Source organism: Marinobacter metalliresistant (assembly GCF_038098645.1).
In the GTDB taxonomy this organism is placed as follows: Bacteria; Pseudomonadota; Gammaproteobacteria; order Pseudomonadales; family Oleiphilaceae; genus Marinobacter; species Marinobacter metalliresistant.
In genome coordinates, this window is record NZ_CP101118.1 from 3,015,292 (window position 1) to 3,030,858 (window position 15,567).

Annotated in this window: 16 protein-coding genes; 10 read left to right on the top strand and 6 right to left on the bottom strand. The window is 59.6% G+C overall.

Annotation, left to right across the window (positions count from 1 at the left end; genetic code table 11):
• Positions 1 to 9 precede the first annotated feature (9 nt).
• From NLK58_RS14075 to pilG, 5 genes are all read right to left on the bottom strand, one after another.
• A complete protein-coding gene (locus tag NLK58_RS14075) occupies positions 10 to 909 on the bottom strand; it encodes a protein-glutamate O-methyltransferase CheR (RefSeq protein WP_117619055.1) in 900 nt (299 codons plus the stop codon).
• A gap of 27 nt (positions 910 to 936) precedes the next feature.
• Entirely contained in the window at positions 937 to 3,012 is a 2,076-nt protein-coding gene (locus tag NLK58_RS14080) for a methyl-accepting chemotaxis protein (protein WP_162893734.1), read from the bottom strand.
• A gap of 91 nt (positions 3,013 to 3,103) precedes the next feature.
• Positions 3,104 to 3,649, bottom strand: coding sequence for a chemotaxis protein CheW (locus NLK58_RS14085; protein WP_341581054.1), 546 nt, complete (start codon positions 3,647 to 3,649; stop codon positions 3,104 to 3,106).
• Positions 3,650 to 3,669: 20 nt separating this feature from the next.
• Positions 3,670 to 4,032: a twitching motility response regulator PilH gene (gene pilH, locus NLK58_RS14090; protein WP_011787171.1), complete on the bottom strand. Its 363-nt coding sequence runs from the start codon at positions 4,030 to 4,032 to the stop codon at positions 3,670 to 3,672.
• A 32-nt stretch (positions 4,033 to 4,064) separates the two neighbouring features.
• A complete protein-coding gene (pilG, locus tag NLK58_RS14095; protein ID WP_008175635.1) occupies positions 4,065 to 4,457 on the bottom strand; it encodes a twitching motility response regulator PilG in 393 nt (130 codons plus the stop codon).
• 297 nt (positions 4,458 to 4,754) lie between these two features.
• Between pilG and gshB the strand changes: the two genes are divergently transcribed.
• The 8 genes from gshB to NLK58_RS14135 all read left to right on the top strand — a co-directional run bounded on the left by gshB (position 4,755) and on the right by NLK58_RS14135 (position 11,752).
• Positions 4,755 to 5,708 carry a glutathione synthase gene (gene gshB / locus NLK58_RS14100; RefSeq protein ID WP_341581058.1) on the top strand — a complete coding sequence of 318 codons (954 nt, stop codon included), beginning with the start codon at positions 4,755 to 4,757 and terminating at the stop codon, positions 5,706 to 5,708.
• Positions 5,709 to 5,756: 48 nt separating this feature from the next.
• Entirely contained in the window at positions 5,757 to 6,623 is an 867-nt protein-coding gene (locus NLK58_RS14105; RefSeq protein ID WP_341581059.1) for an energy transducer TonB, read from the top strand.
• Complete coding sequence (locus NLK58_RS14110; protein WP_162893735.1) at positions 6,620 to 7,186, top strand: YqgE/AlgH family protein; 567 nt, start codon at positions 6,620 to 6,622, stop codon at positions 7,184 to 7,186. Before NLK58_RS14105 ends, NLK58_RS14110 begins: the two co-directional genes overlap by 4 nt.
• A complete protein-coding gene (ruvX, locus tag NLK58_RS14115) occupies positions 7,179 to 7,622 on the top strand; it encodes a Holliday junction resolvase RuvX (RefSeq protein WP_117619060.1) in 444 nt (147 codons plus the stop codon). The genes NLK58_RS14110 and ruvX overlap by 8 nt, the downstream gene beginning before the upstream one ends.
• Before the next feature lie 42 nt (positions 7,623 to 7,664).
• Entirely contained in the window at positions 7,665 to 8,174 is a 510-nt protein-coding gene (gene pyrR, locus NLK58_RS14120) for a bifunctional pyr operon transcriptional regulator/uracil phosphoribosyltransferase PyrR (RefSeq protein ID WP_117619061.1), read from the top strand.
• Between the two features lie 27 nt (positions 8,175 to 8,201).
• A complete protein-coding gene (locus NLK58_RS14125) occupies positions 8,202 to 9,215 on the top strand; it encodes an aspartate carbamoyltransferase catalytic subunit (RefSeq protein WP_117619062.1) in 1,014 nt (337 codons plus the stop codon).
• Entirely contained in the window at positions 9,212 to 10,519 is a 1,308-nt protein-coding gene (locus NLK58_RS14130; RefSeq protein WP_341581062.1) for a dihydroorotase, read from the top strand. Before NLK58_RS14125 ends, NLK58_RS14130 begins: the two co-directional genes overlap by 4 nt.
• Before the next feature lie 228 nt (positions 10,520 to 10,747).
• A complete protein-coding gene (locus NLK58_RS14135) occupies positions 10,748 to 11,752 on the top strand; it encodes a putative solute-binding protein (RefSeq protein ID WP_117620409.1) in 1,005 nt (334 codons plus the stop codon).
• A gap of 48 nt (positions 11,753 to 11,800) precedes the next feature.
• Here NLK58_RS14135 and NLK58_RS14140 read toward each other — a convergent pair whose 3' ends face one another.
• Positions 11,801 to 12,073, bottom strand: coding sequence for an HU family DNA-binding protein (locus tag NLK58_RS14140; RefSeq protein WP_117619064.1), 273 nt, complete (start codon positions 12,071 to 12,073; stop codon positions 11,801 to 11,803).
• 301 nt (positions 12,074 to 12,374) lie between these two features.
• Here NLK58_RS14140 and NLK58_RS14145 point away from each other — a divergent pair, with 301 nt between their 5' ends.
• Positions 12,375 to 13,439 (top strand): hypothetical protein, encoded by a 1,065-nt coding sequence (locus NLK58_RS14145; protein ID WP_341581063.1) that lies wholly within the window; start codon positions 12,375 to 12,377, stop codon positions 13,437 to 13,439.
• A gap of 26 nt (positions 13,440 to 13,465) precedes the next feature.
• On the top strand, positions 13,466 to 15,532 hold the full coding sequence (locus NLK58_RS14150) for a TRAP transporter large permease subunit (RefSeq protein ID WP_117619066.1): 2,067 nt from the start codon (positions 13,466 to 13,468) through the stop codon (positions 15,530 to 15,532).
• The last annotated feature ends 35 nt before the right edge of the window (positions 15,533 to 15,567 follow it).

Below are 15,567 nucleotides of genomic sequence, written 5' to 3' on the forward strand. Positions count from 1 at the left end.
CCACTCCGGTTATTCTTCGTCAGTCTGGCGTTTGATCCACGCCAGCACATGTTCCGAGGGAACTCTCTGTAACCCTGGAGGCTGCCAATCGGTCAGTTCCCCCTGGCCCAGAACCAGCAGCCCCCCGGGCGCCAGCCGCTCTGCAAGTCGCCTGACAATTTCCCGCCGGCGCCAGCGGCGAAAATAAATCAGCAGATTCTGGCAGAAGATAATGTTCATCCCGTGCATGGGTGCCTTGTCGAGATCCAGAACGTTCAGTCTGGTAAAGCACACCCTGTCGCGGATGCTGTTCACAATTTCTACAGTATTCCGCTCGGCCGGGCGGAAATACCGGGATTTCATGTCCTCGTCCACTCCCAGCAATTTGCGGGGATTGAACTGGCCGTTCCTGGCCTTGTCGATCACGGGCTTGCTGATGTCAGAGCCGGTGACACCAAACAGCGGCTGCAACGCCAGCTGGCTCATGCACTCGTTCAGCACCATGGCCAGTGTGTACGGCTCCTCTCCGGTGGAGCATCCGACACTCCAGGCTTCCAGGGGACGCTTTTTCAACGGTTCCCGGGGCCGTGTCAGAACATAGTCGGAAACCAGCCGGAAGGCGTCGGGATCCCGGAAGAACCGGGTTTCCTGAACCGTCAGCCTGTCTACCAGCGTTGACCATTCCCTGATCGCATCAGGCCCGGAGACGATTTTTTCGTAATAGGCCTGATAGCTGCTGCAGCCGATTTCCCGCATCCGGATGCCAAGGTTGGTCTCCAGAAACGAACGGCGCCCGGCCGGCAGGGTTATGCCGGTGCGATGTTCCAGCAGGGTTTGCCACTGGCTGAACTGCGCCTCGTCCATATCCGGGAGTCGGCGCAGTGACCAGATGCCCTCGGCGGGTGACAGGTTGTTATGCATTTGCGCCATAAACCGTCAACAGCCCTGGATCCGAAATCAGCCCACCACCGGAACGTCGCTGTCTTCCTCTTCTTCCTGATCAGCCTCGTCTTCTTCCGGCAGGGTGAAGCCGGCAACGGAGGACCGCAGCTCGGACGCCATTTCCGCCAGGTTACCGATAGACTTCGCAGTGGCGTTGGTGCCGGAGGAAGTCTGGGACGTGATTTCCTGGATAACGTTCATGGTGTTGGAAATGTGCGCCGCAGACGACGACTGCTGTCGTGCCGCGTTGGAGATGTTCTGGATCAGTTCCGCCAGAGACATGGATACGTTCTCGATTTCCTCGAGGGCGATACCCGCGTCCTGGGCCAGACGGGCACCACGGACCACCTCGGCGGTGGTGTGTTCCATGGAGATAACGGCTTCGTTGGTGTCAGACTGGATCGTCTTGACCAGTGCCTCGATCTGCTTGGTTGCCGCAGAGGAACGTTCCGCCAGCCGCTGAACTTCGTCCGCAACCACCGCGAAGCCCCGGCCCGCGTCACCGGCCATGGAGGCCTGGATTGCGGCGTTCAGGGACAGGATGTTGGTCTGGTCGGCAATGTCGTTGATCAGGGATACGATGTCACCGATTTCCTGGGAAGATTCACCCAGGCGCTTGATCCGCTTGGAGGTTTCCTGGATCTGCTCACGGATGTTGTCCATGCCGCGGATGGTGTTCTGCACCACTTCCGCGCCTTTCTTCGCGATCGCAACCGACCGCTCCGCAACCGCGGAGGATTCCGCCGCGTTCGAAGATACCTGGTCGATGGACACCGCCATCTCATTCACCGCGGCGGAGGCGCCGGCAATTTCCTGGGCCTGGTGCTCGGAAGCATCGGCCAGGTGCATGGCCGTGGCCTGGGTTTCCTGGGCGGCTGAGGCTACCCGTACGGCAGTACCACGAATCGCCTGTACCAGTCCGCGCATCTGGTCAATCGCGTAGTTGATGGAGTCGGCGATGGCACCGGTGAAGTCTTCGGTGACCGTGGCCTCGGTGGTCAGGTCACCGTCGGCCAGGTCGGCCAGTTCGTCCAGCAGTCGCAGGATCGCGTTCTGGTTCTGTTCGTTCTGTTCCTGGGTGGCCGCCAGCCGGGCCTGGGCTCCCCGGTAAAGGGCGAGGCCGATGAACACAACAATGGCCACCATGGCGGCCAGGATAGCAAAGGCCAGGGTCGGGCTGATCAATCGCGAGCCGGGCTGGTTGCGGAAACTCTCCGCCAGTACAGAGAGTTCGGAAAGCAGGATTTCGGAATTCTGGAAGATGTCGCTGGCCGCAGTACGCACCTTGAAGAGGTCGGGAGAGGCTTCAAGGATGGCGTCTACGTTCTGGGAAACGAACTGGAACAACTCATCAACGGCCTCGAGGCCGTAAATGGCATCTTCATCGTTTACCCGGGAGATGCCCATGGCTTCATTGCCATTGAGCTGGCCTTCAAGAACCCGGCCAAACAGGCTGGCGTCCCGGCCGAAACGGTCGGCGGCGATAACCGCATCCTCGTCACCGGACAGTACGTTGTTAACCGAGCGGACAATCCGCTCCGCCAGCAGGGACTGGCGCTGCGCCAGTGCGATCTGTTCGGCGGGCGCGTTGTTGTCCAGCAGGATCTGTACGATGTCGTCGTACTCGACCTGAAGCTGCGGGATGGTTTCGTTGAGGGTCCGGGCTACTTCGTGCAGGCCAAGTACCGCGTGCTGGGTCGAGAGGATGCTGTCGGCGTTTTCCCGGACAGTGTTCCAGTTCTCCTGTACACCGCTTTGCCGGGCCAGCTCACTCGGTGGCAGGTCGGTCTTCGGGTTGCCCTCGGTCACGTTGGTCCAGAGCTGCTGGAAATCATCACGGGAGCTGCGCAGCTGGTTGAACGCTTCGGCGGTACCACCGGCAGCCTCAGTCGCGTTCTTCGCGATCTGCTGCGAGAGCACCCTCAGCTCGGCGGTGTTGGAGATGTATTCCTGATCGTGCTGGCTGTCTTTATTGAGAATGAACAGCACCACAACGAGCAGGACGGTGAGTGCGATCAGTGCGGCGATCAGGCTGGCAACCAGCTTGTTGCCTCCCTGTCCCATACTGAGTCTTCCGGCTCTGTTCTTCATTTTCTGGCTCCCGGCCTCTTCAAGAAATTGGCAAGTTTGTTTTATCGGGCTTCAGGCGGTCAGGGTGATGTTCCTGCCATTGTCACCACCCTTACCACTGTGCGACGTCCAGGAAGCGTTCGTCTTCGAGCAGGTCGACGGCCGAAAACACTTTCCAGACTTCTTCGTTGCGCTCGTAACCGCCTGAGACAAACGGCCGAACGTTTTCAGGTACGCCTTCGGGCGCATCCTTGAAACTGTCTGTTGCGAAGTACTGCATGCCCAGTACGCTGTCGACCACGAGCCCGCTGAAAATGTCCCCCTGTTCAACAACCAGTACCCGGCGCTCCCGTTGGCTTCGGGACGAGCGGGGAATATCAAAAAAGCCGGCGAGATCGACAAGAGGCAGGAGGCGGCCGCGAACATTGGCCGCTCCGAGCAGAAACGGGCGAACCCCCGGAATATGGGTAAACCGGGGGACGTGGAGGATTTCAGTGACTTCGCCCATTGGGGTAACGTAGCGTTCACCTGCAAGAACGAAGCCGATGCCGTTCCACAGTTCAACGGCTTCCGGTTGTTCCGGCAGGCCGGCGGCCATGGACCGGCTGCGCTGGGCGATATCCGTCAGAACGGCGAAAGGGGCGGCCTGGGCGGACATGCATACTCCACGGTTGGGGATCAGGCAATCAGGCTGTTGATTGTTTTGATCAGATCGTCTTCGTTAACCGGCTTGACCAGATAACCCTTGGCGCCCTGGCGCGTGCCCCACACACGATCAGTTTCCTGATCCTTGGTGGTCACGATAACCACGGGGATGGATGCGGTCTCCGGCGCGCGGGTCAGTTGACGGGTTGCCTGGAAGCCGTTCAGGCCCGGCATAACCACGTCCATCAGAACCAGATCCGGGGTTTCAGCACGGGCCTTGGCAACGCCGTCCGCGCCATTATCGGCGGTCAGGACTTCGTGCTTGTGCTTTTCCAGAATGGTGGAAATTTTCTTAACCTCGGTAGGGGAATCGTCAACAATCAGAATGCGGGCCATGGTTTCCTCGATGGTTCTTGGTGTCAGCAGGTTTACTGTTCCGCCTGCGGAACGTACTGGCGGATGGTATTAAGAAGCTCATCCTTGCTGAACGGTTTGGTCAGGTACTGGTCCGAGCCTACGATCCGGCCTTTGGCCTTGTCGAACAGCCCGTCCTTGCTGGAGAGCATAATAACCGGCGTCTTTTTAAAGGAGGAATTGTTCTTGATGAGTGCGCAGGTCTGGTAGCCGTCCAGGCGGGGCATCATGATATCAACAAAGATGATGTCCGGCTGGGAATCGGCAATCTTGGCGAGAGCGTCAAAGCCGTCAGTTGCGGTGATGACCTCACAGCCGACCTTTTTCAGAAGGGTTTCCGCGGTGCGACGTATGGTTTTACTGTCGTCGATCACCATGATCTTCAAGTTCTCGAAGTTGTCATCCATTGTCCAACTGCCTTGCGCTCAGCGACTGTCATTATTTTAAAACGGGGTTTTTAACACAAACCTTAGGGTTCTTCTATAAACCCCGCTCATTTATAGATTATCAATGGCCGGATAAAAAGTATTAGTTTGTGACCAAATGTACTTCTGCCCGCAACGTCACGTAACTGACTGAGGATTTCTCCGGATGCATTCGCGGCTCGGGTACAATACCATCTGATTTCACAGCATAGCACTGTTTGCCCGGTGCACTCTGCAGACCGGTTCGTGTTTTTAATCCTCAGGAGCGCAAGAGAGCCTATGACCGTCCGCCTCGGGATCGTGATGGATCCGATTGAAGATATCCACTTCAGGAAAGACAGTTCACTGGCCATGTTGCTGGCTGCCCAGAAACGGGGCTGGCAGATCGAGTACATGGAACTGCCGGACATGTATCTGGATGGCGGCAAGGCAATGGCCCACACCCGGGATCTGACCGTGCACATGGATCCCGAGAACTGGTACAGCTTTGGTCCGAGCCAGGACCGGGCGCTGGGCGATCTGGATGTGATCCTGATGCGCAAGGATCCGCCGGTGGACCGGGAGTTCCTGATGGCCACCTATATACTGGAATCGGCCGAGCAGCAGGGCGCGCTGGTGGTCAATCCTGCTTCAACATTGCGCGATTGCAATGAAAAGCTGTTTGCCACCCAGTTCGAGGATCTGACACCACCACTGTTGGTCAGCCGGTCGGCGACCCGTTTCCGGAAGTTCTACGCCGAGCACGGCGATGTCATCATGAAGCCGGTGGATGGCATGGGTGGTCACTCCATCTTCCGTATCCGGGAAAACGACTTCAATCTCGGGGTGATCATTGAAACCCTGACCAACTATGGCAGCCATCAGGCCATGGCCCAGAAATACATCCCGGAAATCAGTGATGGCGACAAACGCATTCTGCTGATTGACGGTGAGCCGGTGCCCTATGCACTTGCGCGAATTCCCTCCCAGGGAGAGAATCGCGGCAACCTGGCAGCTGGCGGGCGAGGCGAGGGCCGTGAGCTGACCGCCCGGGACCGTGAGATCTGCGATCGTGTGGCGCCGGTGATCCGGGAGAAAGGCCTGATTTTTGTGGGGCTGGACGTGATCGGTGATTATCTTACCGAGATCAATGTCACCAGCCCGACCTGCATCCGGGAGCTTGATACGGCCTTCGGGATCGATATCGGGGGCATGCTGATGGACGCCATTGCAAAGCGTCTGGGACAGGCGTAACCCGGCAACACTGGCGGGACAGGTTTAACGACAGGACCAAGATCAGGAATGGCAGTTCAGGTAAGCGACTTTGACCGGTTTTCCTTCACCCTTTTTATGGCATTGGCGGTGCACGCCATTGTTGTGCTGGGGATCAGCTTTGCGCCTGAACCACCCCGGTCGTCCGCTCAGACCATGGAAATTACCCTCTCTCAGTTTGATGACCAGAAAGCACCGGAGAAAGCGGACTTTCTTGCCCAGACCAGCCAGCAGGGCAGTGGTACTGAAGAGGAGGTCCGGGAAATGACCACGCCCCTGCCGGCCGAGGTCAGCCAGCCGGAAGTGGCCCGGGTCCAGCCGGAGCCACCCGCGCAGACCGAGCCGCAGCCGCGCCAGGAAAAAACGGTGGTGCAGACCGAAAGCCGGTCCAGTCAGGCAGTGCAGCAGCCGGAGGAGCGGACGACACCGGAAGAAGAGCCACTGCCGGTGCGCAAGAAAAGGAGCCTGATGGAGCGCAGTCTTGAGATCGCCAGCCTGGAGGCCCGCTTCGACGCCCAGCAAAGGGCTTACGCCCGGAAGCCGAGGGTGATGCGCGTAACCGCAGCCTCCACACTCAAATCCACCAACGCCTGGTACGTACAGAATTGGGTGACCAAGGTGACCCGGGTTGGCAATATCAACTACCCCACCGAGGCGCGCCGTGCCGGAATCTATGGCACACTGAGAATGCTGGTGTCCCTGAAGCAAGACGGCACCCTCAAAGAGGTAGCGATTCTGCAGTCCTCCGGCAGCACCGTTCTGGACGATGCCGCCATCCGGATTGTCAGAATGGCCGCACCTTTTGCCCCGTTCCCCGAGGAAATGCGGCAAGAGGTGGACGAACTTGAAATCATACGCACCTGGTCCTTCCAGCGTCGGGGGCTGACATCCGGATGACAGCGTCAAAACATTCTCCCCACAGCCTGCGGCACCACTTTCTGGTGGCTTCGCCTTACCTGGCCGACCCGCGTTTCCATGGCGGCGTCATCTATCTCTGTGAACATTCCGATGACGGTGCCCTGGGATTAATGATCAATCACCCGTTGGACATCCATCTGGGCGAGATTCTGGAGCAGCTGGACTTGCCTGGAGGTGAGCTGGATTTGCCGGTATTCAGTGGTGGCCCGGTGCAGCCGGAACGGGGCTTTGTCCTGCATTCTCCCGGGACCAGCTGGCAGAATACGGCAAAGGTGACCGAAGACGTTCTGCTGACCACATCCCGTGATGTACTGGCGGGCATTGGCCGTGGGGAAGGGCCGGAGGAATACCTGGTGGCGCTCGGATACTCGGGCTGGGGCGAGGGCCAGTTGGAGGACGAACTGGGCAGCAACGCCTGGCTCACGTGTCCTGCTACCACGGATATCCTGTTCCGGACTCCCTGGGCAGATCGTTACAAGGCCGTGCTTGAAGTGATTGGTATTGATCTTAACCAGCTCAGCGAATCGATTGGCCATGCCTGAGACCGGTAACCGTCGCGTGATGGCGTTTGATTTCGGAACCCGCCGGATCGGGGTTGCCACCGGCCAGGAAATGCTGGGAACCGGCCAGCCCGTGGCGCTGATAGCCGCCCGGGACGGTATTCCGGACTGGCAAAAGATTGAAATGCTGCTGCAGGAGTGGCGTCCGGATCTGGTGGTGGTTGGTCTGCCGCTGAATATGGACGACACTGAGAACGACATGTGTGCCCGGGCGCGCAAGTTCGGCAAGCGCCTCCACGGCCGTTACCATGTGCCGGTTGAAATGGTGGACGAGCGCCTGACCAGTTTTGAGGCCAAGGGCGATGTAATGGCAGCCGGTGGCAATCGCGACTTTGGCCGCCATGGGGTGGATGACCGGGCGGCGGTTCTGATTCTGGAAACCTGGTTTGGCCTGCAGGGCAACCTTGCCGGTGAATGACAGTAAGGATAGTCCCCGGCTTTTAATAACAGTGAGGCATTAATGACCGCATTGCTTGATATCGACCAGTTACTGGATCAGATGGAAACCGGATTGCGCCAGGTTCTTGAGCAACGGGGCGCTGAATCCCCAGTGCTCATTGGTATCCGTACCGGTGGGGTCTGGCTGGCGGATGTGCTTAGTAAGCGTCTTGATATTGAAGAGCCGTTCGGGGAACTGGATATTTCCTTTTATCGTGATGACTTCAGCCGCATCGGGCTGAACCCCAGGGTCAAGCCTTCCAGTCTGCCCTTTGATACCGAAGGACGGGACATCATCCTGATTGACGATGTCATCATGAGTGGCCGCACCATTCGCGCGGCAATGAATGAAATTTTCGATTATGGCCGTCCAGCCAGTATCATACTGGCCACCCTGATAGACCTCGGAGCCCGGGAACTGCCGATCCAGCCGGACGTGACCGGCAAGACGCTGGCACTGGACTCCCATCAGCGCGTCAAGCTCCGTGGCCCCGACCCGCTCCGCATCGAGTTCCAGGAAGCCAGACAGTAAACCTCCGAAACAGATAACAGGCGACCCATGACCGCAAACGACGCTTCCCCGCACCCCTTGCAGCTGACCCGGGATGGTCAGTTGCGGCACTTTCTCACCCTTGATGGCCTCGACCGCGCCTTACTGACCGACATCCTGGATACCGCCGATTCGTTTATTGAAGTCGGCGAACGCACCATCAAGAAAGTGCCCCTGCTTCGCGGCCGGACTGTGGTGAACCTGTTCTTTGAATCCAGCACCCGGACCCGCAGCACCTTTGAGCTGGCCGCCAAGCGTCTGTCTGCCGATGTGCTTAACCTTGATATCAGCACCTCGGCCACGTCCAAGGGCGAATCCCTGTCCGACACGCTTCTGAACCTGGAGGCCATGGCCAGCGACATGTTCGTGGTTCGGCATTCCCAGAGTGGCGCGCCGCACTTTATTGCCGAGAGCGTCACCCCGGGCGTGGCCATTATCAACGCCGGTGATGGCCGCCATGCGCACCCGACCCAGGCCATGCTCGACATGCTCACCATTCGCCAGCACAAGGGGCATTTTGAGGGCCTGAAGGTGGCCATTGTGGGTGACGTGCTTCACTCCCGGGTGGCCCGCTCCCAGATTCGTGCCCTGAATGTGCTTGGGGCGGAAGAGGTCCGGGTGATTGCCCCGGGGACCTTGCTGCCCAAGGATGTGGAAAGTCTGGGTTGTAAGGTCGAGTACGATATGACCCGAGGCATGAAGGATCTGGATGTGGTGATCATGTTGCGCCTGCAGAACGAACGGATGGAAGGCGCCCTGCTGCCGAGCGAGCGTGAGTTTTATCGGCTCTATGGCCTGAATCAGGAAAAGCTGGCTCTGGCTCATCCGGCGTGCATTGTGATGCACCCGGGCCCGATCAACCGGGGCGTTGAAATTGAATCGGCGGTGGCCGATGGCCCGCAATCCGTGATTCTCAATCAGGTGACCAACGGCATCGCCATCCGGATGGCGGTCATGTCCATGGCCATGGGTGGCCAGGTGGCCGAGCGCCAGCAGAAACTGAGTGGGAGGGGGCAGGCATGAGCAGTGTTGAAACATCCAGCGGCAACAGCCTGAAAATCACTGGCGGACGTCTGTACGATGGCGAAGGAAATGAGTCTGAAAACATCGCCTTGCTGGTTCGGGATGGCCGGATCGCCGCTATGGGTGAAACGGCCACCAGGGAGCGGGCGGACGAAACCATCAGCGCTGAAGGCTGTGTGATTGCCCCGGGTTTTGTTGATCTTTGCTGCAACCTCCGTGAACCGGGCAATGGCCAGAAAGGCAATATTGCCTCGGAAACCCGGGCAGCGGCCCACGGTGGCTTTACCACCGTCTGTGCCTCTCCGGAAACCTCTCCGGTGAACGATTCCAGTGCCGTTACCCACCTGATTCGTGACGGTGCCGCCAGCCGGTCGCCTATCCGGGTGCTACCCGTAGGTGCGATTACCAGGGGCCTTGAAGGCGACCTGCTCAGCGACATGGCTGGGCTGGCCGCTGCCGGTTGCGTGGCGGTCGGTAATGGCTCCCGGGGTGTGCGCAATGCCCGGATATTGCGCCGGTGCATGGCCTACGCCCAGACCTTCGGTTTAACGGTGATGTTCAGCCCCGAGAACCAGGCCCTGGCGGCGGACGGCTATGCCCACGACGGGCTGGTAACCTCCCGTCTGGGTCTGCTGGGTATTCCGGAAGTGGCGGAAACGGCGGCGGTGATGGAAATGCTGTTGCTGGCAGAGGAAACCGGCGTGCGGTTGCACCTGAGCCAGCTGTCCTGTGCCCGCAGTGTTGAGATGCTCGCGGATGCCCGCCGCCGAGGCATTGCCGTGACGGCCGACGTGGCCATGCACCAGTTGGTGTTCACCGACGACGCCCTGGCCGGATTCGACAGCCGGTTCCATGTGCGTCCGCCACTGCGCAGCGAGGAAGACCGAAAGGCCTTGATTGCAGGAGTCCGAGAGGGCGTCATTGATGCCATCGTGAGCCAGCATCAGCCCCATGACACTGCGGCCAAGCAGGCGCCCATGGCGGCCACCGAACCGGGGCTCTCCAGCATTGAGAGTGTGTTGTCGCTGGGGCTGGAACTGGTGGAAATGAACGAACTGGCTTTGCCTGACCTGGTCCGGGCGCTGACCACCGGTCCCGCCTCCGTGCTTGGCCGAACGGCCCGCCTTGCGGAGGGTGAGCCTGCCGATCTTTGTCTGTTTGATCCGGAAGCGTTCTGGGCACCGGGTCCGCAAACGCTTGTCTCGGTTGGCCGTCATGCGCCGGTAACCGACCGGGAATTGCCTGGCGTGGTCCGGCTCACTCTTGCTGAGGGCCGAAAAGCCTGGCAACAGCCGGCGGGCTGATTTCCGGTCGCCGGTCCAAAATGCGGCAGGGGTTGCGGAACCTCTGTCGACACCATCACAGAATCACCCCCTCTTGCTGAAAAACCCTTGATAGCAGGCACCCGTGCCGACGTATTCTTGTAGCCGTCGTCCTATGGTCGACCAAGGAACGTGTGGCCCGGCCGGTGCCCGACAATAAAAATCAGGAGTCATCCCGTGAAATCAACAAATCTCCCCCAGTGGGTAGCCATGGCGGCTGCCCTGTGTGCCAGTCTGGCGTTGCCCTCGCTGGGTCATGCTCAGGCACAGAACGAGCCTCTTGAGCGCAGCTTCTGCGTCTTCGACCCGGTTGGTGCCAATGGCCCGCTGTTCGCCATCACCAAAACCTTCCAGCCGGCTGCCCTGAATAGTGGCATCAAGCTGGATCTCCGGGCCTACACCGATGAGAAAGTTGCCGCCGAGGACTTCAAGGCAGGGCAGTGCGATGCCGTCCTGCTAACCGGCACCCGGGCCCGGGAGTTCAACAAGTTCACAGGCAGCCTGGAGGCCATGGGTGCTGTGCCCGGTGAAGCGGAAATGCGGCTGCTGTACAACACCCTGAGCCAGCCCAAGGCCCGGCCGTTCCTGATCGACGGCCCCTATGAGGTTGCCGGTGTCTTCCCGGGCGGTGCCATTTATCTGCACACCCGTGACCGCAGTATCGATTCGGTCGAGAAGCTGCAGGGCAAGCGGATCGCTACCCTGGACTATGATCAGGCGTCCGTCCGTATGGTTCGCCACGTAGGCGCATCGGTGGTGGGATCGAACTCGGCCAACTTTGCCGGCAAATTCAATAACGGCAGTGTCGATCTGGCGTACGCACCGGCGGTCGCCTATACCCCGCTTGAGCTCTACAAGGGTGTGCAGCCAAACGGCGCGGTGGTGAAGTACGCTTTGGGTTACATGAATTTCCAGGTGATCATCCGCCGCGACCGTTTCCCCGACTCCGCCGGCCAGATGGTGCGGGAACAGGCGATCAAACGCATTGATGAGGCCTATGAAATCATTGCCCAGGCAGAGGCGGAGATCCCTGAGGATGTCTGGATGATTCTGCCACAGGAAGACACGGCGGAGTATGACAAGATGCTGCGCAAGGTTCGTCTGTCTCTGCTGGAAGACGGGGTTTACGACGAGCGCGCCATCAAGCTGATGAAAGCGATTCGCTGCCGGGTTGATGCCACCCGTTCCGAGTGTGCGTCCGTGGCCGGAACCTGAAATTCGGTCAGAGGGTAAACAGGCCCGCGTCGGCGGGCCTTCGACTGCCTACCGGATCTTGTCTTTCAGTGCCTTGCCGGCCTTGAATCCGACCGTTTTGCTGGCAGGGATGCGAATGGTTTCGCCGGTTTTCGGGTTTCGCCCTTCCCGCGCCTCGCGGCTGCGGATATTGAACGTGCCAAAGCCGGTCAGGGTGGTATCTTCGCCCCGGGAAGCAGCGGCTGAGACCTGGTCGGTAAAGGCGGTGATCACTTCGCTGGCTTTTTCACGGGTCAGGCCTGTGCGGTCGGCAATGGCCGCGGCGAGTTCAGGTTTGCGCATCGGATACTCCTTTTTTGTAGTTCTGCTTTGTAATTCTGCTGTTTGGTCTGGGTCCTGGCCGGAATCACAACGACTCACGGTTGCTTCAATCTATAGTGGCTCGCGGCCTGTTGTGCAAACGATCGGGCGTTGGCGGTGTGTGTAATTTGGCGTCATTTGCGGCATCGGTCGCATAAAAACAGAATCTCGTACGCCATAATGCGTGCCTGATTACACTCTGTAACAAACCGGTTGGTTAGCCGGTGTGACCGGCATCGCATAAGAGTGCATCAGAACAAAACACGCAAAAGGTGAAGAAGGTATGACCCATTTCCGGAATCCATCCCGCAAGGCGCTTTTTACGGCGCGCCGTTTCCGTAACCTGGTGGCAGCCTGTACAGCCAGTGCGATCCTGAGCGGCTGCGGTGCGGTCAATCACATGATGTACAAGACCACCGGGGATGTCATGCAAGGCTTCTCCCGCGATCACACCGTTCCCTTTCTCATGGAGAGCGGTGACCTGGCCATGGGTTGTGCCATGAGTGAGGCGACGGCACCGTTGCTGATGTCTTTCGGCCGGGTGACCAGCGAGCCGGATCAGCTGGCGGTCATGCTCTATCTCTCTGCCGGCGGTTGTGCCGATGAACAGGCGCGGGAACATGAGCTGGCGGCCCTTGCCGCCCTGCACGCCATGAACGGGAATGCCGCAGAAGATGCGATGATCCGTCAGAAGCGGGCCCATGCCCTTGCTGCCCGGCGCTATTTCAAGGGCTGGCAGCACCACAACGCCCATTACGGTGAGCCAGGCAATGGCGAGTGTCCCGATTTTGACGACGACATGGATGAGTTCATCTACATGGCCGGCCTGCTTTCAGGTCTGCAGGCCCTGAACGCCCAGACCCAGTCCACCTCATCCATTGGCGTTCCGGCGAATATCGGTTCGGTCGTGGCCCGGGCCACCGGCTGTCTTGAAAATGACAAGTGGTGGGGCGCACCTATGGCTTTGCGGGCAACCGTATGGGCCATGATCCCCGGCGCCCAGCCGAAGGGTGAAGACGCCTTCGAGCGACTGGAAATTGCGGATGCCCAGGGGGAAGCGGCCGGTGTTCGGCTGCCCCATGTATTTCACGCCATCGCTGCCCTGAACAGGGGTGATGAGGCCATGGTCCGCGAGGTGATCCGGAACCATGCCGAGTCCCTGGAGAGTGCGCCAGCCAACGAGGACTGGCGGTTTGTAGATGCCATGGCAACGGACATGATCGTGGCAGTCTCCGACCGCCTCTGGGTTGAGAACACAGGCCACCGTACACCGCTTGGCCAGCTTGGTACCTTCTGGGATGACAAGCAGGAAGCCGTTGAAACCATGGATCTGGACGATCTGCTGTAACCATTCCATACCCAGAGTGATCAGTTATGTCGAAGCGCGGTTTTCATCGTAGCGGGCTGGAGTGGTTTTCGTCGCTGCCCGCGTGTCTGCTGTTGCTGGCAGTGGTCATCTTCTCCACCAGCAGTGATATCCATAACCAGATGTTGCGCGGAGGTGAGCAGCTGTGGAGCGGGTATTACAAGTTGCGCGTGGATCCGGTTCAGCCAACCTGTGATCCCGATCGGGACATTGAGGCGGCAGTGGCTGCTGAACTGGCCGCGGATGCCCCTGCAGACGACCCGATGGCCGCCTTGCTGGGCGCCGGGGAAAAGGACCCGGCAGACATCCGGCTGGCCATCGAGCGGTCTGTCGCCGACTGCAGGCAGGCCCATCGAAGCTTCGAGAACCTCCGGGACCAGCTGACGCCGGGTGTCACAGCCTACCGGACAGTGGAACTGTTCATTGCCGACCTGATCGCCTTTGGCCTGGAATCCCAGCGTTTCATTCTGGTGATTTTGGTCATGTTGTGCGCGGTGACCGCCACGTTGACCCGCCATCACATCGCCATGCGTGCGATGGAGACCCGGCTGGACCACACGGTATCCCATACGCTGCAAACCATTGCTAACGCCATGTTGCTGGGTTCCAGTGCCATCTTCCGGCAATCCAGCCTGGGCTCGGATACCGCGGTTTCATCGGAAGAACTGCTGCTGCACAATTTCTGGATTATCGGTTTTGCCTGCCTGACCCTGGCCAGCCTGTACCGGCTGTTCCGGGTGCCGGATGATCTGCCCGAAGGCGGCAGCCTGAACAAGGCCTTCCTGGCGGTGCCGCTCTACACCGTTATGACCCTGATTTCCGGTACCTATTTCGCCCTGATCGGGCACGCCTCGGGGATCGGCATCTATCTCGGCAAGATGATGGAACTGTCCGATATGTTCCTGAATGTCGGTCTTTACGTGTGGGTGGGTATGATGCTCAAGCAGACCCGACTTGCCACTCTGGTGTTCAATGTCTTTCGGCCCTGGCGCATGCCGCCGGAGATGCTGGCCGTCGTAGCCGTTCTGGTTGCGGCGGTGCCGACCGCCTACACCGGTGCTTCCGGCATCTTTGTGATTGCGGCCGGGGCGGTGATCTACAGTGAGTTGCGAGCCGCCGGCGCCCGCCGCCATCTGGCACTGGCCGCGACGGCCATGTCCGGTTCGCTGGGGGTGGTCTTGCGGCCCTGCTTGCTGGTGGTTGTGATTGCCTATCTGAACCGGGAAGTGACCACCGACGAGCTGTTCGGCTGGGGCATCTGGGTGTTTGTGCTGACCGCCACCCTATTTGCGGTGGTGGCCCTGACGGTAAACCGCCAGAGCCAGTTCAATCTTGCACCGTCCGCCGAGGCCTTCCCGGCCATGACTCAGGCCCTTTGGCCGCTGATTCCCTATGTGCTGGTGATCACCGGTGTGGTGCTGTTCTACCGTCTTGCCCTGGACGTGAGCATGGACGAGTTCTCCGCACCCAGGCTGTTGCCGGTGATTATGCTCGCAATCCTGGTGTTTGAGCATGTCAGCCTGAAAAACCGCAGGGGCAGGGCATCCGGGGAGATTAATCATCAGGGACTGGAGCGAAGCCTGCGTGGCGCCACCAATGACACAACGGCCGAGATCGGTGCACTGCTCCTGTTACTGGGGCTGTCGGTCAGCATTGGCGGGGTTATCGAGCGCTCCCACATCATGGCGGCCTTCCCGCAGTCCTTCGACAGTGCCTGGTCGGCGATGCTGCTGATGGTGGTCATTCTGGTGGTACTGGGCATGATCATGGACGCCTTCGGCGCCGTGATCCTGGTGACCGCCACGGTTGCGACCATTGCTTACTCCAGTGGCATTCACCCCATTCATTTTTGGATGGTCACTCTGGTGGCGTTTGAACTGGGTTACCTGAGCCCGCCGGTGGCCCTGAATCACCTGCTGACCCGGCAGGTGGTGGGCGAGGCAGAGGTGCTGGCCGCGCAGCAGGAACCCGGGACTTTCTATCAGCGCCACGAGCGCATTATCATGCCGCTGATTGTCATGGGCATCTCGTTGTTGTTGGTGGCCTTTGTGCCTTTGATGTTCTACGCGGGGTAACGGCAAAACGTGAACCCGGGGTCAGATGAACGCTT